The following is a 21,275-nucleotide window of genomic DNA, read 5'->3' as shown; positions in this document are numbered from 1 at the left end:
GGGGGTGCCGTTTGGTACTAGGGTCGTTTACGATCGCAGAATGGCTCGTGCTGGTGCAGCACGAATTGCTGCTGTTTGCGGCGGCATTCTTTCTGTTCGGCCTCGTCGATGAACTGGCGCTCGACTGCACCTATTTTTGGTGCCGGATCACGGGCCGTATCCGGACCCCGCGATTGCGCCACGGGCATGGCGACGACATTTCCAGCCTTGCCGGCCGGGCGGCAGTCTTCATTCCCACATGGCAGGAAGCCGATGTCATCGGTCCGACGCTGGCCCACATGCTCGGTGCCTGGCGGCAGGAAGAACTCACCGTTTACGTGGGATGCTACCGGAACGACGAAGCGACGATGGCTTCGGTTCTCGCTGCGGTGCGTGGCGATCGCCGGGTGCGGCTCGTCATTCACGGAGCGGACGGCCCGACTTCCAAAGCGGATTGCCTCAATCGCCTGTACGCAGCGCTGGTCGAGGATGAAAAGCGCTCGGGTTTCGAGGCGCGGATGGTCATTCTCCACGATGCGGAGGATATGGTCGATCCGGCGGCGCTTTCGCTGCTGGACCGGGCCTTGTGGCATGCGCATTTCGTCCAGCTCCCGGTTCTCGCGCTGCCCCAGCGGCATTCCCCCTGGATCGGCTCGCACTATTCCGACGAATTCGCGGAATCGCACGCAAAGGTCCTGGTCGTGCGCGACGCTCTGGGCGCGGCGATTCCGGGAGCCGGTGTCGGCTGCGCGGTTGCGCGCGGTTCGCTGGCTGCGCTGGCTCACGAGGAAGGGGGGCACCCTTTCGCGGCAGAATCGCTGACCGAAGATTACGAGCTCGGGCTCCGGATCGCGCAGGCTGGAGGAAAAGGGCGCTTCCTCAGAGTCCGGGATGAGGACGGGCGCCTCATCGCGACCCGCGCTTTTTTCCCGTCCCGGCTCGACGCGGCAATTCGGCAGAAAACGCGTTGGATGCACGGTATCGCCTTGCAGGGCTGGGACCGGTTGGGGTGGGGGCACACGCCGGTCGACCTGTGGATGCTTTTGCGCGACCGGCGCGGCCCCGTGGCCGCCATCCTTCTCGTCGTGGCTTATGCGCTGGTGGGGCTCGTCACGCTCAATCTGGGGGTGCAGATGATGAACATAATCGAGCTCCCGCCGCTTTCGCCGCTGCTCCTCATGCTGCTCGCAATCAATTTCGCGGGATTGCTGCTGCGCCTTTGCCTTCGGGCGTGTTTCACCGCACGTGAATATGGCTGGCGTCAGGGGCTTCTCGCCATTCCTCGTACGCTGGTGTCGAATATCGTCGCAGTCATGGCAGGGCGTCGGGCGCTCTCCGCCTATATCGGCACGTTGCGCGGCGCGCCGCTGATGTGGGACAAAACCGAACATCGGGAACATCCGGCACTCAGCCTGTTCGGTGAAAACCGCCTATGAGGGATGCGGTCGCCCGGCGGCAGGGCCAGCCGGTCCTCTTTCTCGCACTCCTGCTCGCAGGATGGTGTCTGCTCAGAATAGTGACCTGGGAAAATCCCTGGCCCCTGAACAGCGTCTTGTCCGAGCCTTTCCGGCTGACCAACCCCGATCTCGTGGGGGAGCGCCAGGATAGTGCGCACAGCGCCAGATCGCTTGGCACCGTCTCGCGAATTGCGCAGGACGTTGGCGATCAGGGAGATCGGGGGCGCATGGCCCCATTGCCTTCGGCTTTCGATCCGGTGGTTAGGCCAGAGGTCGGCGAGCCGAATCCATTGGGCACTTTCGACGAACATTTCGACAGGCATCGCCGCGCGGTCGGCCATAATCTCCTCTTCGCCGCGAGCATGGCAAATCTGCCAATGCCGCGCAGCGTGTCCGACATGCTCGATCGGCGGCGCGAAGCACTTCCGGCGCGGCATGAGCGCGTCGGCATCCCGCGTCCCGGCTGGCGGGCGGATAGTTGGCTCATGCTTCGCCCGGCAGGCAGTGGCTCAATCGGGTCCGGGGGGCGGCCGCCTGCCTACGGAAACAGCCAGGCGGGCGCAGTCCTGACGTTTCGCCTGGCACCGGCAAGCAGGCATGCCCCGGCCGCGTTCGTGCGCGCGAGCGGAGCGCTCGTGAGGGCCGGCGAAAGCGAAATGGCCGTCGGTTTTCGTATTCGTCCGGTCGCGCGCATTCCGATCGATCTGCATCTGGAAGCCCGTGCCACCGATCGGCCCGGTTCGACGGAAATTCGACCCGCCGCCTTTCTCGCCGGTGGTTTCGACGAAGTCGCCTTGCCAGGCGGACTGGATGCGCGCGGTTATGTTCAGGCGGGCTACGTGCACGGTCGTTTCGCTACCGCCTTCATCGATGGGAAAGCTGTCGCCACGCGCGAAGTCGCACGATTCGATCTGGGGCGGCTAAACGTGGGCGCGGGGGCCTGGGGCGGTGCGCAGAAGGATTCGAGCCGCCTCGATATAGGACCGTCCCTATCTCTCGATCTGCGACTGGGCCAGGCGGATACCAGGCTGGAGGCGGATTACCGCTGGCGCCTCGCAGGCCATGCGGAGCCTGGCAATGGGGGCGTTCTCACGCTTTCGACGGGCTTCTGACACGGTTCAGCTTTTATCCGTGACGCCCCTGCGATAGGGCGCAGCTATGGACGTCTACCTCCCTATCGCGAACCTGTCGGTGAACGGGCTGTGGATCGTCGCGCTTGGCGCGCTCACGGGGGTTTTGTCGGGCCTTTTCGGGGTCGGCGGTGGGTTCCTGACCACGCCGCTGCTGATCTTTTATGGAATCCCGCCGACGGTGGCCGCCGCTTCGGCATCGACGCAGGTCACGGGCGCCAGTGTCACCGGCGTGCTTGCCCATGGCAATCGCGGCGGGGTCGATTACCGCATGGGCATGGTGATGGTCGCGGGCGGGGTCATCGGGTCGGGGTTCGGTGCGCTGCTGTTCCGTTTTTTCCGGGCGATCGGACAAATCGACGTGGTCATCAGCGCGCTGTATGTGATTCTGCTGGGCACCATCGGCATGCTGATGGCGCGCGAGGCGGTCCAGACGTTGCGCGGCACCGGCAGCAGGCAGGCGGCGCGGCGCAGACACCATCCGCTGGTCGCCAGCCTGCCGATGCGCTGGCGCTTCTATCGCTCGGGTCTCTATATCTCGCCGCTCGCGCCGCTCATCGTAGGAGTCGCGGTCGGCATCCTGACCATGCTGATGGGCGTGGGCGGCGGGTTCATCCTCGTACCCGCGATGCTGTATATTCTCGGCATGAGCGCGAATGTCGTCGTGGGGACCTCGCTCTACAATATTCTGTTCGTGACGATGGCGACCACGATCATGCATTCCTTGACCACCAAGGCGGTCGATATCGTATTGGTGTTTCTGTTGTTGATCGGTTCGGTGACGGGGGCGCAGCTTGGGTCGCAAATCGCCGTCAAGGCCAAGCCGGAATACCTCCGCCTGATCCTTGCCACCGTCGTCCTGCTGGTCGCCTTCCGGATGTTTCTGGGCCTGTTTTATCAGCCCGACGAAATTTATACGGTATACCCGCTGTGAGAGCGCTGCTGCTCATCGTCTTCGCGTTTGCGCTGATGGGGCAGCGCGACCCGATCCTGGTTCCCGAGGTGAGCCAGCACGATGTCGAGGTGCGCCAGGGATTTACCGGAACCGAATTGCTGCTCTTCGGCGCGGTGCTCGATCCACGGGGGCGGGCCGCAGGGAGCGACTACGATATCGTGGTCGTACTCAAAGGCCCGTCGCGGCCGGTCCGCCTGCGTGAAAAAGAACGCTTCGTCGGCGTATGGATCAATGCGGCGAGCAGCGATTTCCGGTCTGTGCCGTCCTTCTTCGCCGTTGCGTCCTCGCGCCCGATTCCGCAGATCGTCGACGAGAAGACCGCCGCGATCTACGAGTTTGGCACCGACTATATCCAGCTTTCGCCGAGCGGCGCGATCGACCCCGAGGAACGGGCGCGTTTCAAGGACGGGCTGGTCGACCTCAAGACACGCGAGCAGCTCTATAACCAGGACTTCGGCGGCGTGCAGATAAGCGAGCAGGTTCTCTACCAGGCTCGGATCACCCTGCCATCTAACGTGACGACCGGTACCTACACCGCAGAAACTTTCGCCGTGCGCGGTGGGCGCGTAATCGCATCGGCGATGACCGAGGTCGAGGTGCAGAAGGTCGGGTTCGAACGCAAGGTCGAGGAATATTCGCAAGACCTTGCCCTGGTTTACGGTCTGCTCGCCGTGTTTCTCTCGGTTGGGATGGGCTGGCTCGCGGGGCGCCTTTTCGCGCTGATCTGACCCCGGCGACACCGCGCTATTGACGACATTTTAAGCAGTTTCGGGCAGGCGGGTGCGGTGCGCTCGGCATGCACGCTACGTGGGACATAATCAGACCGATGAACGACATGGGCAATCCGAACGACCGCACCTTCGACCCGCCGGGAGAAGAGGGCGCGGAATCATCGCAGTTCCGCAGGATATCCCTACGCGACCGGATTCGGCGCAGCGCGGAGACGGCCCCCCACACCCCCCCCGCATCGCCGTCCGGCTACGTTCATCAGCCTGTTGCCGAAAAATCCTCGACAGAAGTCCGGCCCGAGCCGCCGACGAATCCGAAACCGATCCCCGAGAGACCGGCCACGGTCCCGTCCGAACAGCGGCCCTCCGCGACGGTCGACCAAGCCGGACCGCAGGCAGCAGACTCGACCGCAGGCACGCATATGGAGACCACGCCCGCCGCACCGGACGAACCCGGCGACATGGGCGAGGACATGGGCGATAATGCGACACAGGCTATCGGGGTGGTGCTCGAAATCGCCGGTTCCGGATCGCAGGTCGCGATCGACCGCCGCCGGCTCGGCGAATGCGCCGACGATGCCGACCCGGCGATCGCGATGGCCGGCCAGGTCGGCTCGCAGATCAAAGTCCGTGTCGGCAATAGCTGGCTGCTCGCCAGTATCCGCAATCAGCGGCAGGACCGCGACGCGGGTTCGATCCTCGCCAATATCGACTTTCTCGGCGAGGGGCTGGAAGAAAAGCTCACCGGCAAGCTGCACGGCTTTCGCCGCGGCGTGACGCGTTATCCGATACCGGGTGCCCCGGTCTATCCCGCCACGACGCAGGATCTGCGGCAGGTCTATGCCAGCGACGGTCGCAGCTCGGTCGGCATCGGAAAAGTCTATCCCACCAGAGACATCCGCGCCGGGCTCTATGTCGATGCCATGCTGGGCAAGCACTTCGCCCTGCTGGGATCGACGGGTACGGGCAAGTCGACCGGCGCAGCCCTGATTCTGCACCGGATTTGCGAGGTCGCGCCGGAAGGCCATATCGTCATGATCGACCCGCATGGCGAATATTCGGCCGCCTTCCAGAATATCGGCGTTATCCTGGATGTCTCCAACCTGCAGATGCCCTACTGGATCATGAATTTCGAGGAGCACTGCGAGGTTCTGCTGACCAGCAATGGCAGCGAGCGGCAGATCGATGCCGATATTCTGGCGAAGTGTCTGCTCAAGGCGCGCCAGAAAAGTCGGCTGGCGGAAAACATGGGCAAGATCACGGTGGATTCGCCCATTCCCTATCTGCTGTCGGACCTGTCGAACGAGATCCAGGACGCGATGGGCAGGCTCGACAAGTCGACCAATTCGGCCCCCTACATGCGGATCAAGAACAAGCTCGACGAGTTGAAGGCCGATCCGCGATACCAGTTCATGTTTTCCGGAATGCTGGTGGCCGACACCATGGCCGACTTCATCTCGAAGATTTTCCGCATGCCGTCGAACGGCAAGCCGATCTCGATCATCGACGTCTCGGGCGTGCCGTCGGACATTACCGCCACCGTGGTCGCCGTGCTCAGCCGGTTGGTCTTCGATTTCGCCATCTGGGGGCGCGAGGAGCGCACCAATCCGATCCTGCTGGTCTGCGAGGAGGCCCATCGTTACGTTCCGAGCGAGAAGCACGCCGATGGCAATTCGGTCGGCAAGATCCTCAGCCGGATCGCCAAGGAGGGCCGTAAATACGGCATCGGTCTCGGCCTCGTCACGCAGCGCCCTTCCGACCTGGCCGAAGGCGTGCTGTCGCAATGCGGCACGATCATCTCGATGCGCCTCAACAACGACCGCGACCAGGAATTCGTGCGCGCGGCGATGCCCGAAGGCGCTCGCGGCTTCCTCGACGCGATTCCGGCGCTGCGCAATCGCGAATGCATCATCTGCGGCGAGGGCGTGGCAATCCCCGTCCGCGCCAGTTTCGACAATCTCGAGGAATCCAAGCGTCCGGCGTCGGAAGATCCGAGCTTCATCGAGCTGTGGAACGAGACCGGTGGGGAAGAGGAGATCGTCGAACGAACCGTGCGGCGGTGGCGGAGCCAGGGATAGAGGTAGCCTTGTATTACGCACCGACCTCCGTCGGTGCATCCTCGGAGATGTTCCTCCGCTGCGCTACGGGCTCCTGCGGGCGCGCGGTCGCGCTTGCCGGCCCTCCGCCGGGCCGGATCTGGCACGCGCCTGGAAGGTGGCGATGATTTACGAGCCGCAGGCGAGGCAAGGGCGACCGCCCGCCCGCAGCGGGTGCAGCTTGCTGCACATCTAGCGAGGACGCAGCCACGGAGGTGGCTGCGAAAAGCATTCACGTCCCCCTAGTATCGCCGAACAGATGGATATGCAGCCGGTCGCTCATCCGGAAACCATGCTCGACGCATAGCGGGGCGAGCCATTTCTCGCGCGCGCGCAGCGTCTCGCTGTCGGTGCCTTCGGGCATCAGGAAGACGTGGCCCGGGCGGAAGCGATAGCGTTCGCGCAGCGCCAGCACCTCGTCGAGGTCGGAGGGTTCGGCGATGACGAATTTGAACCAGGCGCGTGGATCGGTGGCATAGGCGTCGAGCCGTTCGGGGATCAGGGCGAGTTCGGCGGGATTGCCGCTATGCGCCAGCTTGGGGCTGACATTGAACTGGTCGATGCGGATGTCGAGCCGGGGCGGGGCCTTGATGGTGCCGTTGGTCTCGATCTCGACGCCGATGTCGGGCAGCAGATCGAGCAGTTTGGCGAGCGCGGGCGCCTGCAAGAGCGGCTCGCCCCCGGTAATCACCAGGCGGTTTTGGCCCAATGCCATGATGCGCGCGGCAACCTCGTCCTCGCCGAGCGTAACCTGATTGGCCTTGCGGTCATAGGTCTGGCCATCGCGATGCGGGCGATTGTCGCCCTCGAACCGCCAGGTATAGGCGGTGTCGCACCATACGCAGGCGAGATTGCAGCGCGACAGGCGCATAAAGGAGACCGGCATCCCCATGCTCGGACCCTCGCCCTGGACCGAGGCGAAGATTTCCGGCCCGCCGCCGTCATCGGTGGCGAGCGTCAGCATGGCGTGTAGGTGACACAGGGTGACACCGGTGTCACCCAAGTCCTACAGCTTAGTACCCTGAAAAATATGCCTTTCCTCCGTGCAGGATGACACATTCTCGGTTTCCCGGGGAGGGGGGGTGTTCCTGGCAGGGTGCAGCGCTTCACCATTTCAGCATGTCCCTGCCACAGTTCGGCCGGAGTAGGAAACTCCGCAATCGGTTGATCGCCATCGGTGCTGGCACACCCCCTCCCGGCCTCCCCCTTGAGGGGGGAGGGGCTTTGGGCGGTGGCCGAAAGGGCCAGGCACGCGCCCATTCCGGAGGAGACAGCGAGTGCGGCGGCTAGCCCAACCGCGCGAGCGCCGCTTCGAGCCGGGCCACTTCGGCCACGTGATGCGCATGGTCCGCATGGGCCTTTTCGACCGCTTCGGGCTTGGCGCGTTCGACGAAGTTCGCATTGCCAAGGCGGCCTTCGAGCGATTTGGCTTCCTTGGCACTGGCCGCGAGCGCCTTTTCGAGGCGGGCCTTTTCGGCTTCGATATCGATCACACCTTCCAGCGGGATGACGAATTCGTCCTCGCCCGCCGCGATCTGCATCGCCGCCCCCGAAGGCGCTTCGCCGAAGGTGACCGGGGTCAGGCGCGCCAGCCGTTCGATCGCGCCGGCATTCGCCTCGACCACCGATTTCGCCAGCGGGCTGGGCGATGCGCAAAAGGCCTGCAGCTTCGCGCCCGGCGCGATGCCGAGCTCGTTCTTAGCGGTGCGCGTGGCCGATGTGAGCGCGATCAGCCAGTCGATCTCGGCCTTGGCCTCCGCGTCCACTTCCGCCTGCGGGTCGGGCCATTGGGCGGTGATCAGCGGATAGTCCGCGCGATCCCCCTGCTTCGACCACAGCTCTTCGGTGATGAAGGGCATGAAGGGGTGCAACATGACGAGGATCTGGTCGAGCGCCCAACCGGCGACGGCCCTGGTTTCCTCGTCGAAATTGCCTTTGACCAGTTCGATATACCAGTCGCAGAAGCGGTCCCATACGAAGTGGTAGATCGTGTTGGCGGCGGCATCGAAACGCAGGTCCGCCAGCGCGGCGTCGAGCGCTTGCTTGGTCTCGACCACTTCGCCGATGATCCAGCGATTGACCGCGTGGCTGGCCTTGGGCGCGGCGATGGACGTGCTCGCGCCGATGCCGTTCGCCTGGCAGAAACGCGTCGCATTCCACAGCTTGGTCGCAAAATTGCGATAGCCCTCGATCCGCTTGTCATCCATCTTGATGTCGCGGCCCTGGCTTTCCATCGCGGCCATGAAGAACCTGAGCGCATCGGCGCCATACTGGTCGATCAGGCCCAGCGGATCGACGACATTGCCCTTGGACTTGGACATTTTCTGCCCGTCGGCCGCGCGCACCAGGCCGTGGAGATAGAGCTTGGGCCATGGGTTCTTACCCGTGTTGTACTGCCCCATCATCATCATCCGCGCATCCCAGAAGAACAGGATGTCGAAGCCCGAAATGAGCAGATTGTTGGGGTAATGTTTGTCGAACAGCGAAGCCCTCTCCCCCTGCGGGAGAGGGTTGGGAGAGGGGTTCGTCGCGTCAGCGGCGACCATCGTCGCCGTCCCCTCTCCCTCCGCGCCTGACGGCGCTCCTCCCTCTCCCGCAAGGGGAGAGGGGGTGTTCTCCGGCCAGCCGAGCGTGGCGAAGGGCCACAGGGCGGAGGAGAACCAGGTGTCGAGCACGTCTTCGTCGCGGGTCAGCGTGGCGCCTTCGCCTGCTTGGGCCTGCGCTTCTTCCTCGGTCATGGCGACATAGGGCTTCCCCTCGGCATCGTACCACGCCGGAATCCGGTGCCCCCACCATAGCTGGCGGCTGACGCACCAGGGCTGGATGTTCTCCATCCAGTTGAAGAAGGTCTTCTCCCAGCTCTTGGGGACGATCTCGATCTCGCCGCTCTTGACCGCGTCGATGGGCTTCACCGCGAGCTTTTCCGCGTCGACATACCACTGGTCGGTCAGCCAGGGTTCGATCACCACGCCGCCGCGATCGCCGAAGGGGGTGGCGATGGTGCGCGGCTCGGCGTCGAGCTCCTGCTCCTCGCCCTTCTTGGTCTTGGCGATATGCGGGATGAGGTAGCCCTGTTCCTTGAGCCGCTGCACCACCAGCTCGCGCGCACCGTCCACGCCGTCACGCTTGAAGCGGTGCAGGCCGAGGAATTCCTCGGGCACCAGGCCGTCGGCGGTCTGGCAGACATTGGCTTCGGCATCGAGCATGTTGAGCATTTCGGCGGGAGCGAAGCCTGCGCGCTTACCCACGTCGAAATCGTTGAAGTCGTGACCCGGCGTGATCTTCACCGCGCCGCTGCCCAATTCGGGATCGGCGTGTTCGTCGGCGACGATCGGCACGCGGCGGCCGGTGATCGGCAGGACGACATGCTTGCCGACCACGCTCTTGTAGCGCGCGTCATCGGGATGCACCGCCACCGCCATATCGGCGAGCATGGTTTCGGGCCGCGTGGTCGCAACCTCGATATAGTCGCGCCCGTCATCCAGCGTGACGCCCTCTTCGAGCGGATATTTGAAGTGCCAGAAGTGGCCCTTCACATCCTGCGTCTCGACCTCGAGGTCGGAGATCGCGGTTTTCAGCTTGGGGTCCCAGTTCACCAGCCGCTTGTCGCGGTAGATCAGCCCGTCATTGTAGAGATCGACGAAGGTCTTGAGCACGGCTTTCGAAAAGTGCTCGTCCATGGTGAACTGTTCGCGCGGCCAGTCCATCGAACAGCCGAGGCGGCGCAGTTGGCGGGTGATCGTGCCACCCGATTGCTCTTTCCATTCCCAGACATGTTCGAGAAAGGCCTCCCGGCTCATGTCGGTGCGTTTCAGGCCTTGGGAATTGAGGTTGCGTTCGACGACCATCTGCGTCGCAATGCCCGCATGGTCGGTGCCGACCACCCACAGCGCATCCTTGCCGCGCAGCCGTTCGTAACGGATCATCACGTCCTGCAGCGTGTTGTCGAGCGCATGGCCGATATGCAGGCTGCCGGTGACGTTGGGCGGCGGGTTGACGATCGTATAGGGCTGCGCGTCGGGGCGCTCGGGCCGGAACAGGCCGTTCTCCTCCCAATGCGCGTACCAGCGCGCCTCGATGTGGGCGGGGTCGAAAGTCTTCGGTAGCTCGGTGGTCATTGCTGGGTTCGCTCGCGCTCACTGGCGGCACCGGCCCGCTCCCCCTCCCGGCCACCCATGGCATTATCCTGTTGGGTGGCCGGGAGGGGGAGCGGGCCGGTGCCGAAAATTCGATAGCAAGCCCATGCCAGCGCCCATGCTGCGATGCAACGTTGCAGGTGATCCGGATCGATCACCGCTTGGCAAGCGCCTGATTTCCCCGCATACCGCGCCGCGATGGGTGGTATTGCCGAATACGAATTGGTCGAGGGGGACGACGGGGGCACAGTGCTGGCCTTGTCGGGACCCTATCTGGTGTCCACCATCGGTGCGATCGACCACGAATTGCGCGGTCTCGAAGGGCCGATCTCCAGCATCGATCTGGCCGCCGTGAGCGAAATCGACACGGTAGGGGCGTGGACGGCGACCCGATTGGCCAGTGCGCATAAGGCGGAGATTTCGGGTGCGAGCGAGCGCGCCGAACGCCTGATCGAGGCCTTGAAGAATGTGCGCGCGGAAGAGGAAATCGCCGCGCCGCGCCTGCCGGTATGGGAACGCGTGCCGCAGGCCATGGGCGAAAAGATGTTCGATGCGCGCAAGGGCGTGTACGGCGTTGTCGGCTTTCTCGGTGCATTGCTGGTGGCTTTCGCCAGCCTGATGCGTCACCCGAGCCGGTTCCGCTGGCTCGCGCTCGTCCGTCAGCTCGAACTGGTCGGCGTGTCGGCGCTGCCGATCATCGGCCTGATGAGCTTCCTGATCGGCATCGTCATCGCGCAGCAGGGGGCAGTGCAGCTTGCCCAGTTCGGGGCGGAGACGCTGACCGTCAATCTGGTCGGCCGGATCACCTTGCGCGAACTTGGCGTGTTGATGACCGCGATCATGGTCGCGGGCCGTTCCGGCAGCGCCTTCGCCGCCCAGATCGGGACCATGCGGCTGACCGAGGAAGTCGATGCGATGCAGACTATCGGCATTTCGCCGATGGAGGCGCTGGTCGTCCCGCGCATTCTCGCCGCGATCCTGATGATGCCGCTGTTGGGCTTCTATTCCGCCGGCGTCGCGATCGTGGGCGGCGCGTTCGTGGGCCAGTTCATGCTGGGAATACCGTTCTGGACGTTTCTTTCCCGCATTCAGGACGTGGTGCCGATTTACGATCTGTGGGTCGGCCTGATCAAGGCGCCGGTATTCGGCCTGATCGTCGCCCTGGCGGGCTGCTATCACGGCATGAACGTCAAGGGGAATTCCGAAGACGTCGGCCTGCGCACCACCATGGCGGTGGTCACCGGCATCTTCGCGGTGATCGTGATCGATGCCTTCTTCGCAGTGTTCTTTACCGAGATCGGGTGGGGCTGATGGCGCAGGATGAAACCGGGCGCGAACTGGGCCGCCATGAGCGCTATCGCGGCGAATATCCGATCGTTGTGGAAGGGCTGAAGACGGCTTTCGGCCCGCAGGTCGTCCATCAGGACCTCGATCTCAAGGTCAGACGCGGCGAAATTCTCGGCGTGGTCGGCGGTTCGGGTACGGGCAAATCGGTGCTGATGCGCGCGATCATAGGATTGCAGCGCCCCACCGAAGGCGAAGTCAGCGTGTTCGGGCGCTCGATCGCCGGGAGCGATCCGCAGCAGGAGATCGGCATTCGCAATCGCTGGGGCGTCCTCTTCCAGGGCGGGGCGCTGTTCAGCACGCTGACGGTGGGCGAAAATGTCGAAGTGCCCCTGAAGCAGTTCTATCCCGACATCGAACCCGAACTGCGTCACGAAATCGCGCGTTATAAAGTGGTGCTCTCGGGCCTGCCGGAAGAAGCGGTTAGCAAATACCCTTCCGAGCTGTCGGGCGGCATGAAGAAGCGTGCCGGTCTCGCGCGGGCGCTGGCGCTCGATCCGGAATTGCTGTTTCTGGACGAACCGACCGCCGGGCTCGACCCGATCGGCGCCGCGGCATTCGACCGGTTAACGCTGGAACTCAAGGAAACGCTCGGCCTGACCGTGTTCCTCATCACGCACGATCTCGATACGTTGCACGAGATATGCGACCGGGTGGCGGTGATCGCCGACAAGAAAGTTATCGCGGTCGATACGGTCCCCAATCTGATGGAACTCGATCACCCCTGGATCCAGGAATATTTCAACGGTCCGCGCGGACGCGCCGCGCTGACCGCCCAGGCGCTCGACGAATTGCGCAAGCATATGGACGAGCCCGTGGCGGCACATGCGGTCAAAGCGTTGGACAAAGCGGATTCGAAGAAGGATAAGGCGTAGCTCAATGGAAACGCGGGCAAATCACGTTTGGGTGGGGGCGGTGACACTGCTGATCCTCGGCGCGCTCGCGCTGTTCATCGTCTGGCTCGCGCGGCTCGGCGGCGGGGCGCAGAACGAATACGACATCTTCTTCAAGCAATCGGTCGCCGGGCTCGCCAATGGCAGCTCGGTCGATTTCGCCGGCGTTCCGGTGGGGCAGGTGAACGAGATCGTGCTGTGGGACAAGGACCCCGAATTCGTCCGCGTGCGGATCAAGGTGCAGGAAAGCGTGCCCATTCTGGTCGGCACCACGGCCACAATCCAGGGCAGCTTTACCGGCGTTTCGACGATCACGCTCGATGGCGCGCGCAGCGGTGCCCCGCCGATTTCCTGCGAAACGACCGCCTGCACCGAAGGCGTGCCGATCATCCCGCCGACGACGGGCGGCGGTTTCGGTGCCGTGCTTGCCAGTGCGCCCCTGTTGCTCGAACGCCTGGCCACGCTGACCGAGCGGTTGACCATGCTGCTGAGCGATCGCAATCAGGAAGAAATTTCGCAGATTCTCGCCAATACCAATGCCGCGAGCGCGGGCTTCGCGGCGGCGGCCCCGCAGATGGAGCGGACCATGGCCGAATTGCAGGTGACGCTGCGCGAGGCGAGCGAGGCACTCGATCAGTTCGAACAGGTCACCGCCACGACCGATCGTATCCTTAACGAGGAAGGCGAGGCCATCGCCAAGGATCTGCGGGCAACGCTCAAATCGGCGAGCGGCGCGGCCAAGGCGCTCGAGGACACGTTGAACGATGCGCGGCCGGCCACCAAACAGCTCACCGAAAGCACGCTGCCCGCAGCCGAAGCCACGCTGAAGGACCTGCGCGCCACCAGCAAGGCCTTGCGGGGCGTGACCGAAAAGCTCGACGAGCAGGGAGCCGGCGCGCTGCTTTCGAACCAGCCGCTGCCCGATTACAAGCCGTGAGAGGCAAAAGCATGAACAGCACCATCAAACTTGCCGCGCTGGCCCCAGCCCTGCTGCTGGGCGGTTGTCTCAGCCTCGGCGGCGAAGTCCCCGACAGCCTGTTGACGCTCACCCCCACCGCTTCGGCGCCTGCCGGGTCCGGCGGTGCGGACGCGCAGGTAGGGGCGCTGATCATCGCGGAATTCGAAGTGCCCAAGGCGCTCGATGTCACGCGCGTGCCGGTGCAGGTCACAGATACGCAGATGGCCTATCTCCAGGACGCCGTATGGGTCGAACGCCCGGCACGCCTGTTCGGGCGCCTGGTCGCCGAAACGGTCCGGGCACGGTCGAACCGCATTGTCATCGATGGTGACGATCCCGGCGTGAGCGCGAACGACCGGTTGCACGGCTCGCTGCGTGCGTTTGGTTACGACGCCCGCACGCGCGAAGCCGTGGTCACTTTCGATGCGGTCCGCAATCGCAGCGACTCGACCGTGAGCACCCGCCGCTTCGAAGCCCGGGTGCCGGTCGCCGCTCCGGAAACGGCATTCGTGGGTCCGGCGCTCAACGAGGCGGCCAACGATGTGGCCGGACAGGTCGCCGACTGGATCGGCTGAACTTGACCATCTTGAGGCGCAGTATTACCTATCGCTTATGGCACTCGCAGAACGCCCCGATTTGAAGAAGCCCGATCGTCGCGCGCGGCGATTTTCTTCTGCCGGTTTGGCAGCAAACTCGGCTGTCATGGCGGGAACCGCCGGTGTTGCAACGTTTGCTGCGACAGGCGTTCTCCCTCTTGCCGCCGTTCTGGCTGGGGTTGGCGGAATCATCGGCTATTCCATGATTAACAACACGCCGTCCGAATAGAGTTGTTTCGGGGGGTCATTCAATCTGCGATAGTCGCTTTTGTGGCGTCTCTTGCCTACATCTTTTTTGGCGAGACCCCGCGAGATGAGCGTGGTTTGATGGCTGTGGCGATGCAGGCATTCAATATGTCTGCGATCTTACTTTTATTCAAAACCCTTTACGCATTAGAGACCAAATCAAACGCAGAGCTTGGTGAGGCACTGCGCAACAATGTCGGAACCATCGGCCCGGCCCTTCTGCTTAGTTTTATCTTTACGGCATTGGGTTTGGCATCGATGTTTGGTCTGGAATTTTCCTGAGTTCGGTCAACCGCGCGCCAGCCGCGCGAATTCCATCGCCTTGAGGAAGCTCGCCAGCCGCCTCGCGCGGCGGTCGGCGGCTTCCTCGTCTTCGCCCCATTGCTCGACCTGCCAGTCTTCCTCCAGATTGGCGGCGGCCCAGAGCTGCTCGCCATCGGCATCGTCTTCCAGCGCGGCGAGGCCGATGCAGAGCGAGGCGGCGAGCGAGGTAAGCTGTTCGAGTGCCGTGAGAGCGAAGTGGTCGTGACTGTCGAGGCGCATCTTCAGGCGATCCATCGTCTCGGGCGTGTGCGGCCGCGCGACGACACCGCTCACGCGCTCAAGTTTCACCCCTTCGCGCAATTCCAGTGTTTCGACCAGCGGGTCCCAGACCTTACGCTGGCGGTGCCACAACGGCTCGTCCGGATCGGCGCGGTAGCACAGCGTATCGGTTTCCGCATAACGCAGCAGCTTGGCCACGATCTCGGCACGGGTGGCCGGAACGACGTCGAGCGCGTAATCGGTCATGTCGCGCAGGGCGAAGCGCGCAGGGTCGATCGTGTCGCCCTGTCCGGCCCATTCCGCAGCCAGTGCCTCGGCCAGGGCTTTCGACCTGACAAGCTGCGGATCGCCGCCCTGCGTCTTGATCGGCCGTCCGTCGAGCGCGACATGGTAGGCCGGGCCGGACTGTTCGACCGACACGCTCTTGTAGAATCGCTTCACGCGCGGCTGCTCCACCGTTTGGCCAGAATGGTGGGCAGGATGAAGACATCGAACGCTCCGAATGCAAGCAACAGATAGCCGACCAGTTCGGGCAAGGGCAGGATCTCGCCAAGGACGAGCGCGCCGAGTATGCCCAGCACCACGCCCGAGAGTCGCACCGCTTGAATCATGAAGAACCGCGCTTTTGCCGGATCATGAGGCGCCGGATCATGCTGGTCCACGGATCATATCTCCCAATTGACGGGCCGTGTCGGCCACTGCGCTGGCCCCCGTATCGAACAGTTCCTGGGGTTCGTGATAACCCCAGGACACGCCGATGGCGCGGACACCGGCGGCAACGGCCATTTCCATGTCGAAACTGGTATCGCCGATCATCACCGCCTCGCCCGGCGCAACCCCGGCCTCGACCAGCGCCGCTTCGAGCATGGCGGGGTGCGGTTTGGAGGGGTGGCGGTCGGCAGTCTGCAGCGACACGAAGCGGTGCCTGATGCCATGTGTGTCGAGACAGGCGTGAAGGCCCCGGTCGCTCTTGCCGGTTGCCACGGCGAGCAGCCGGTTCTCGGCATCGAGCTCCTCGATCAGCGCGCCGATCCCTTCGAATAACGGCTCTCGCAGGGCGCCCGACAGGCGCAGCTCGCGAAAGCCGATCTTGTAGGCTTCCACCACGGCCTGGCGTTCGTCGTCGCTCGCGTCGGGGGCCAGTTCGCGCAGCGCGTAGGGCAGGCTGAGACCGACCATGCGCCGCACCTGCTGCCGGTCGGGCGCGACCAGACCGGCGCTGGCAAAAGCCTGCTCCATCGTCTCGCAAATCGCCGCCTGCCCGTCGACCAGCGTGCCATCGCAATCGAAGACGACCAGGCGGGTCATGCCGCCCGGTCTCGCATCCAGCGGTCCATGTCCCGATTGCCTTCCGCTTCGATATGATCGGCGAGCGCCCGCGCCACCGGGGCGGGTTTGTTCTGGCTCAGTTTCAGCGCGTCGCGCATCGCGGTGATGGAGAATTCGAAGCCCACGATACCGCGCAGCAAAGCCCGGCGCGCGGGGTCCGACATTTTCGCCATCGTCCACGGCACGCCGCCAGTGCTAATCCGCGCCTCGTGGCGGTCCGACAGGTCGGAAACCAGTTGTTCGGTCCGGCCATCGCCGAGCCGCGAAACCGTGCCATCGCATTCCAGAGCGACGTAATTCCAGGTCGGCACCTGATCGGCTGCATCGTACCATCGCGCCGAAACATAAGCGTCGGGACCTTGCAGCACCAGCATCGCCTGCGCGCCATCCAAATGGCGCGTCAGAGCGTTCGGCCGCGCGAGGTGAAACAGGAGCCGTCCGGTCTCCGATCTCAGGACAGGGACATGCGCCGCGCGGGGGCCATCCGGCGAATGGGCGAAAAGGGTGGCGAATGCCGACCCTTCAAGCAGGCGATCGAGCAACGCGCCCGGATCGCCGCGAAACGCCGCATTCGGGTGCATCAGCGCTTCCTTCCCGGCTTGCGGGGCTTTGCGCCAGCGCTGCCGCGGGCGCGACGCGGCGAACGCTGCGACTTGCGGAAATTCTTGGCGTGCTGGCGCGCCTGCTGTTTCTTTTCCTCGCGGCTCTTGGGCGGCGGATCGTCGCGCATTGGCGTTGCGTCGCTGGTGCTTTCGTCGAAACCGAGATGCTCCATCGAGCCTGCGAAATGCTCGGGCAGATCGGCCGTCACGTCGAGCTTGCCGCCATCGGGGCTGTCGATAATCAGGCGCCGGGCATGGAGGTGCATCTTGCGACTGATCGCGCCGGTCAGGAAGGCGTCCCGGCCGCCATATTTGCCGTCGCCGACGATCGGATGCCCCATTGCCGCGCAATGCACGCGCAGCTGGTGGGTCCGCCCGGTCAGCGGCTGGAGTTCGAGCCAGGCGGCTTTCTTGCCCACGCTATCGACCACGCGGTACTTGGTTTTGGCCGGTTGGCCGTCCTCGTGATCGACATGCATCTTTTCGCCGCCCGAGCCGGGCTGCTTGGCAAGCGGGGCCTCGATCACGCCTTCCCTGACGTCGGGCACGCCGATGACCAGCGCCCAGTAGATCTTCTTGGCGCTGCGCCCGGAAAAGCGTTTGGAAAAGAAGGCCGCGCTGCCGGGCGTGCGGGCGACCAGCAACACGCCCGAAGTATCCTTGTCGAGCCGGTGGACGAGGCGCGGGCGCACGTCTTCCTCGCCCGGGGCAAAGGCATCGAGCAAGCCGTCGACATGATTGAACGTGTTCGTCCCGCCCTGCGTCGCAAGGCCGGGCGGCTTGTTCAGCACCAGCGCGCCCTTGGTCCGGTGGATCACCATGCCCTCGGCCTGTTCGATCTCGGCCTTGGTCAGCTCGCGCTTGGGCTTGGCTTGCTTATGCGGTGCGTCGCCCCCCGGAGGCACGCGAATCTGCTGGCCTTGGGCAAGCCGGTCGTCGGGCTTCACCCGCTTGCCATCGACCCGGACCTGGCCGGTGCGCGCCCATTTGCTGACCGTGCCGAAGCCGATTTGCGGCAGGTGGCGCTTGAACCAGCGATCCACGCGAATGCCGTCATCGTCCGCCGCCACGGTGAAGATGCGTACTTCGTCGGAGGTCTTCATCCCACCATCCTCATCACGCCCAGGCCGACCATGAGGCCGGTGATGCCGAGCGCGATCGACAGAATCGCATAGAGTAGGGCGAAGAGATACTGCCCGCGCTGAAGCAGCATCACCATTTCCAGACTGAAGGCGCTGAAAGTGGTGAAACCGCCCAGCAGGCCAACACCCAGCAATAGCCGCAATTGATCCCCGTCGCCGCTGCCGTTGCGGGCCAGCCATCCGGCGAGCACCCCCATCAGCAGGCTGCCTGCGGCATTGGCGGCCAGCGTGGCGAAGGGGAAAGCGGTGACGATGGGGGCGCCGAGCCAGCCGGTCATAGCGCGACCCAATTGCCATCGCAGTACCGCGCCGACCCCGCCGCCGATGAAGACGTGCAATGCGGCAACTAAAGGAGAGAATGAGGACATTATGGCTCGCCTTAGCTGCCAAATCTCCATTCGTCATCCCGATGCGCGCGGTTGCGACAAAGACTTGCCATTGCCGGCGGGAATCCGTATGTGCGCCTGCGTTCGAGCCGGTCCGGAACGGATTCGGCGCGTTTTTCGTTCTCTTGGCGAAACCGTTTTTCAAGGAGGCAAAACCCGCTGCTGCGGGCTCTGGCCCGCTTAGTGAGGTGTTTGAATTTATGCAGATCATCGTTCGCGATAACAATGTCGACCAGGCCCTGCGCGCGCTCAAGAAGAAGCTGCAGCGCGAAGGTGTGTATCGCGAAATGAAGCTGCGCCGCCACTACGAGAAGCCGAGCGAAAAGCGCGCCCGCGAAAAGGCTGCCGCCGTTCGCCGCGCCCGCAAGCTCGAGCGCAAGCGCATGGAGCGCGACGGCGCGAAGTAAGTCGCTATTGCGGCTATAACCAAGCTAAGCCATGAGGGCGCGGAGCAATCCGCGCCCTTTGCGTATCCGGAAGAGACATCCATGACCGAGATTACCCGCGTTCCCCTCCAGCCCATCAAGAAGGGCTCACTGACCAAGCTCTGGCTCGGTATCATCGTGGCCGTCCTGCTCGGCGCGGGCCTCGCCTGGGCCGCCGTGCCCAAGGGGCTCGATGTCGAAACGGTAACCGCGGGCACAGGCGATTCGCCCAAGCTGGGCGATGTGGTCTTCGTCAATTACGTCGGCAAACTGGCCGACGGGACCGAATTCGACCGTTCGCAGCCCATGCCGATCCCGCCGGGTGTGTTTCCCGAAGGCAACCCGCTATTGCTGGAAGAAGGCGCGATCATCGACGGTTTCATCGAAGGCCTTCAGCAGATGCAGAAGGGCGGCAGCTATGTCCTCACCATCCCGGCCGAGCAAGCCTATGGCGCCGCACCGCCTCCGGGTTCGCCGATCCCGCCCAATGCCGATCTGGTGTTCGAGGTCGACGTGGTCGATTTCATGAGCCGCGAGGATTTCCAGACCAGGGCCGCCGCCCTTCAGTCCATGATGGGTTCAGGTGAGGAAGGCGAAGCGGGGACATCGCCAACCGAATAGACGCCACCGGGGGAGGGCGCATGAACGACACTATCGAGGATCACGCGCCCGAAACCCATAGCGACTGGCCGCTGCGCCCTTGGGCGCTGGCGGCTCTGCTGGGCCTTGCCGGGCTGGGCATTCACCTTATCGGCGAATGGGGATCGGACAGTTGGGTGCCGTGGCGCGCGGCGCTGTCCGCCGCAGTCGCGTTCGGAGCGTTGGCCTTCGCCTTCACGCTGGACCGCGATCGCTGGAAGCAGCCGCTGGCCTTTGCCGCGATCGTCGCGCTGGTCATGGCGGGTATTGCATGGCGGGTCGCCAGTGCGGGCGACCACCATGCCGACGAACCCTTCTGGCTTGCTGCCGGTGTGGTGGCCATCGCGCTGGCACTGCCGCTGTTCCAGGCCGGTTTTCATCGCCTGCGCTGGCGCACGCCCTACCGGCAAACGCATTTCCACGTCTGGGCCGATGCGATCAGCGCCGGTGGCGCGGTGGCTTTCACAGGCCTTTCATGGCTACTTCTGATCCTGCTTTCGACGCTGTTTTCCGCTATCGAGATCGACCTGCTCAAGGATTTGGTGAACGAGGGGTGGTTCGGCTGGACTTTCTCCGGCGCCGCTTTCGGCGCGGCGCTGGGCGTGCTGCGCAATCAACTCAAGATAATCGGCACGCTGCAATCGGTGGTGATGCTGGTGTTTTCGATCATCGCCGTGCCTTTGGCGATTGCGCTGGCGATTTTCATCGTCGCGGTGCTCGCAAGCGGGATATCGGTCCTGTGGAACGCCACCGAAAGCCCGACTCCGCTGTTGCTATCGGTCGCGGTGGCCAGCTTTATTCTGGTCAATGCCGTGGTCCGCAATGGCGATGCGGAGGCGAGCGAGAACCGCATATTGCGCTGGGCGGCACTGGTGCTGGCGCTGGCGATCTTGCCGCTAGCCCTGCTCGCGGCGATTTCCACCGGTACCCGCATTTCCGAATACGGCCTGAGCCCAGAGCGTTTGTGGGGCATCGTCGCGGTGGCCGTGGCGGTCGCTTATGGCCTTGCCTATTTCGTCGCGCCGATCCGTGGAGGTCTGACCGGGTGGATGGAACGCGTGCGCAGCGCCAATATGCATCTGGCCGTCGGCACTTGCGCCATCGCCTTCATTCTCGCGCTGCCGCTGTTCGATTTCGGCGCGATTTCGGCGCGCAACCAGGTCGCGCGGCTGGAAGCGGGCAAGGTGGCGGTGGACAAGTTCGATTTCGATGCGCTGCGCTGGGATTTCGGCGATGCAGGCAGAGAGGTATTGGAGGCACTGGCCAGCGACGACAATGCGGAAACTGCCAGATTGGCCGCCAAGGCCCGGGCTCGGGACAAGCGTGTCTACCGGCCACAACGGGATCACAACCGGGACCAGAGGCTCGCCAACCTTCGGTTTGGCTTCGATGCCCCCGATTTGCGTGAGGATGTTACCGATCTCGTCCGGGTGGCCGTCTGGCACTGTAACAAGCCCTGCGTCGCGCTCGATTTGGGCGAGGACGACGATGGCCGCCGCCGAATCGCACTCGTCGAAAACGGGAATGTCCAGTGGGAGGTCCTGCCAGCCGAAGGGGCACCCGAACCGGCGCATATGATCGAAAATCCGCAGCCCGAACAGAATGCCGATTCGCAGGTCGAAATCCGCGAATGGTCGGGACGCCGCATCTATATCGACGGTCAGCCCGCTGGCACGCCTTTCGAATAGGGC

General features: G+C 64.1%; 22 protein-coding genes. 14 read left to right on the top strand and 8 right to left on the bottom strand.

Annotated features, from left to right (window positions below; translation table 11 throughout):
* Positions 1 to 11: 11 nt before the first annotated feature.
* From L5849_RS07225 to L5849_RS07205, 5 genes are all read left to right on the top strand, one after another.
* Positions 12 to 1,415, top strand: a complete 1,404-nt coding sequence (locus L5849_RS07225; RefSeq protein WP_236925000.1) for a glycosyl transferase family protein — start codon at positions 12 to 14, stop codon at positions 1,413 to 1,415.
* Positions 1,412 to 2,548, top strand: coding sequence for a hypothetical protein (locus L5849_RS07220; RefSeq protein WP_236924999.1), 1,137 nt, complete (start codon positions 1,412 to 1,414; stop codon positions 2,546 to 2,548). The genes L5849_RS07225 and L5849_RS07220 overlap by 4 nt, the downstream gene beginning before the upstream one ends.
* Before the next feature lie 46 nt (positions 2,549 to 2,594).
* The gene (locus L5849_RS07215) at positions 2,595 to 3,500 is read left to right on the top strand and encodes a sulfite exporter TauE/SafE family protein (RefSeq protein ID WP_115416108.1); all 906 of its coding nucleotides are present in this window, start codon (positions 2,595 to 2,597) and stop codon (positions 3,498 to 3,500) included.
* Between the two features lie 35 nt (positions 3,501 to 3,535).
* Positions 3,536 to 4,249 carry a TIGR02186 family protein gene (locus tag L5849_RS07210; protein ID WP_236925084.1) on the top strand — a complete coding sequence of 238 codons (714 nt, stop codon included), beginning with the start codon at positions 3,536 to 3,538 and terminating at the stop codon, positions 4,247 to 4,249.
* Positions 4,250 to 4,710: 461 nt separating this feature from the next.
* On the top strand, positions 4,711 to 6,327 hold the full coding sequence (locus L5849_RS07205) for an ATP-binding protein (RefSeq protein WP_236925083.1): 1,617 nt from the start codon (positions 4,711 to 4,713) through the stop codon (positions 6,325 to 6,327).
* Positions 6,328 to 6,577: 250 nt separating this feature from the next.
* On the opposite strand, the gene L5849_RS07200 is transcribed toward L5849_RS07205, so the two are convergent.
* Positions 6,578 to 7,309, bottom strand: a complete 732-nt coding sequence (locus tag L5849_RS07200) for a 7-carboxy-7-deazaguanine synthase QueE (protein WP_236925082.1) — start codon at positions 7,307 to 7,309, stop codon at positions 6,578 to 6,580.
* Positions 7,310 to 7,631: 322 nt separating this feature from the next.
* A complete protein-coding gene (locus L5849_RS07195; RefSeq protein WP_236924998.1) occupies positions 7,632 to 10,463 on the bottom strand; it encodes a valine--tRNA ligase in 2,832 nt (943 codons plus the stop codon).
* A 216-nt stretch (positions 10,464 to 10,679) separates the two neighbouring features.
* On the opposite strand from L5849_RS07195, the gene L5849_RS07190 reads away from it, so the two are divergent.
* The 6 genes from L5849_RS07190 (at position 10,680) to L5849_RS07165 (ending at position 14,800) form a co-directional block, all read left to right on the top strand.
* Entirely contained in the window at positions 10,680 to 11,792 is a 1,113-nt protein-coding gene (locus L5849_RS07190; protein ID WP_236924997.1) for an MlaE family lipid ABC transporter permease subunit, read from the top strand.
* Entirely contained in the window at positions 11,792 to 12,700 is a 909-nt protein-coding gene (locus L5849_RS07185; RefSeq protein ID WP_115416113.1) for an ABC transporter ATP-binding protein, read from the top strand. The genes L5849_RS07190 and L5849_RS07185 overlap by 1 nt, the downstream gene beginning before the upstream one ends.
* 4 nt (positions 12,701 to 12,704) lie before the next feature.
* A complete protein-coding gene (locus L5849_RS07180; protein ID WP_115416114.1) occupies positions 12,705 to 13,655 on the top strand; it encodes an MlaD family protein in 951 nt (316 codons plus the stop codon).
* A gap of 11 nt (positions 13,656 to 13,666) precedes the next feature.
* Entirely contained in the window at positions 13,667 to 14,251 is a 585-nt protein-coding gene (locus tag L5849_RS07175; RefSeq protein ID WP_236924996.1) for an ABC-type transport auxiliary lipoprotein family protein, read from the top strand.
* Between the two features lie 61 nt (positions 14,252 to 14,312).
* The gene (locus L5849_RS07170; protein WP_236924995.1) at positions 14,313 to 14,501 is read left to right on the top strand and encodes a hypothetical protein; all 189 of its coding nucleotides are present in this window, start codon (positions 14,313 to 14,315) and stop codon (positions 14,499 to 14,501) included.
* Between the two features lie 41 nt (positions 14,502 to 14,542).
* The gene (locus tag L5849_RS07165; protein ID WP_236924994.1) at positions 14,543 to 14,800 is read left to right on the top strand and encodes a hypothetical protein; all 258 of its coding nucleotides are present in this window, start codon (positions 14,543 to 14,545) and stop codon (positions 14,798 to 14,800) included.
* A gap of 6 nt (positions 14,801 to 14,806) precedes the next feature.
* Here the strand turns inward: L5849_RS07165 and L5849_RS07160 are convergent, their stop codons facing one another.
* Genes L5849_RS07160 through crcB form a run of 6 tightly spaced genes read right to left on the bottom strand, consistent with a single transcriptional unit; the run spans position 14,807 to position 18,502 of the window.
* On the bottom strand, positions 14,807 to 15,502 hold the full coding sequence (locus L5849_RS07160) for an ATP12 family protein (protein ID WP_236924993.1): 696 nt from the start codon (positions 15,500 to 15,502) through the stop codon (positions 14,807 to 14,809).
* A complete protein-coding gene (locus L5849_RS07155; RefSeq protein ID WP_236924992.1) occupies positions 15,499 to 15,672 on the bottom strand; it encodes a hypothetical protein in 174 nt (57 codons plus the stop codon). The genes L5849_RS07160 and L5849_RS07155 overlap by 4 nt, the downstream gene beginning before the upstream one ends.
* A 37-nt stretch (positions 15,673 to 15,709) precedes the next feature.
* The gene (locus L5849_RS07150; RefSeq protein ID WP_236924991.1) at positions 15,710 to 16,369 is read right to left on the bottom strand and encodes an HAD-IA family hydrolase; all 660 of its coding nucleotides are present in this window, start codon (positions 16,367 to 16,369) and stop codon (positions 15,710 to 15,712) included.
* Positions 16,366 to 16,971: an FMN-binding negative transcriptional regulator gene (locus L5849_RS07145; RefSeq protein ID WP_236924990.1), complete on the bottom strand. Its 606-nt coding sequence runs from the start codon at positions 16,969 to 16,971 to the stop codon at positions 16,366 to 16,368. Before L5849_RS07145 ends, L5849_RS07150 begins: the two co-directional genes overlap by 4 nt.
* Positions 16,971 to 18,095: an RluA family pseudouridine synthase gene (locus L5849_RS07140; RefSeq protein WP_236924989.1), complete on the bottom strand. Its 1,125-nt coding sequence runs from the start codon at positions 18,093 to 18,095 to the stop codon at positions 16,971 to 16,973. The genes L5849_RS07145 and L5849_RS07140 overlap by 1 nt, the downstream gene beginning before the upstream one ends.
* On the bottom strand, positions 18,092 to 18,502 hold the full coding sequence (gene crcB, locus L5849_RS07135) for a fluoride efflux transporter CrcB (RefSeq protein WP_115416121.1): 411 nt from the start codon (positions 18,500 to 18,502) through the stop codon (positions 18,092 to 18,094). The genes L5849_RS07140 and crcB overlap by 4 nt, the downstream gene beginning before the upstream one ends.
* A 218-nt stretch (positions 18,503 to 18,720) precedes the next feature.
* On the opposite strand from crcB, the gene rpsU reads away from it, so the two are divergent.
* The 3 genes from rpsU (at position 18,721) to L5849_RS07120 (ending at position 21,272) form a co-directional block, all read left to right on the top strand.
* Positions 18,721 to 18,927 (top strand): 30S ribosomal protein S21, encoded by a 207-nt coding sequence (rpsU, locus tag L5849_RS07130; RefSeq protein ID WP_067677802.1) that lies wholly within the window; start codon positions 18,721 to 18,723, stop codon positions 18,925 to 18,927.
* An 81-nt stretch (positions 18,928 to 19,008) separates the two neighbouring features.
* Positions 19,009 to 19,566, top strand: coding sequence for an FKBP-type peptidyl-prolyl cis-trans isomerase (locus L5849_RS07125; protein ID WP_236924988.1), 558 nt, complete (start codon positions 19,009 to 19,011; stop codon positions 19,564 to 19,566).
* 20 nt (positions 19,567 to 19,586) lie between these two features.
* On the top strand, positions 19,587 to 21,272 hold the full coding sequence (locus L5849_RS07120) for a DUF4153 domain-containing protein (RefSeq protein ID WP_236924987.1): 1,686 nt from the start codon (positions 19,587 to 19,589) through the stop codon (positions 21,270 to 21,272).
* The last annotated feature ends 3 nt before the right edge of the window (positions 21,273 to 21,275 follow it).

The sequence above is a fragment of the Erythrobacter sp. SN021 genome (genome assembly GCF_021864455.1).
This window is presented reverse-complemented; position numbering and strand designations above follow the sequence as displayed.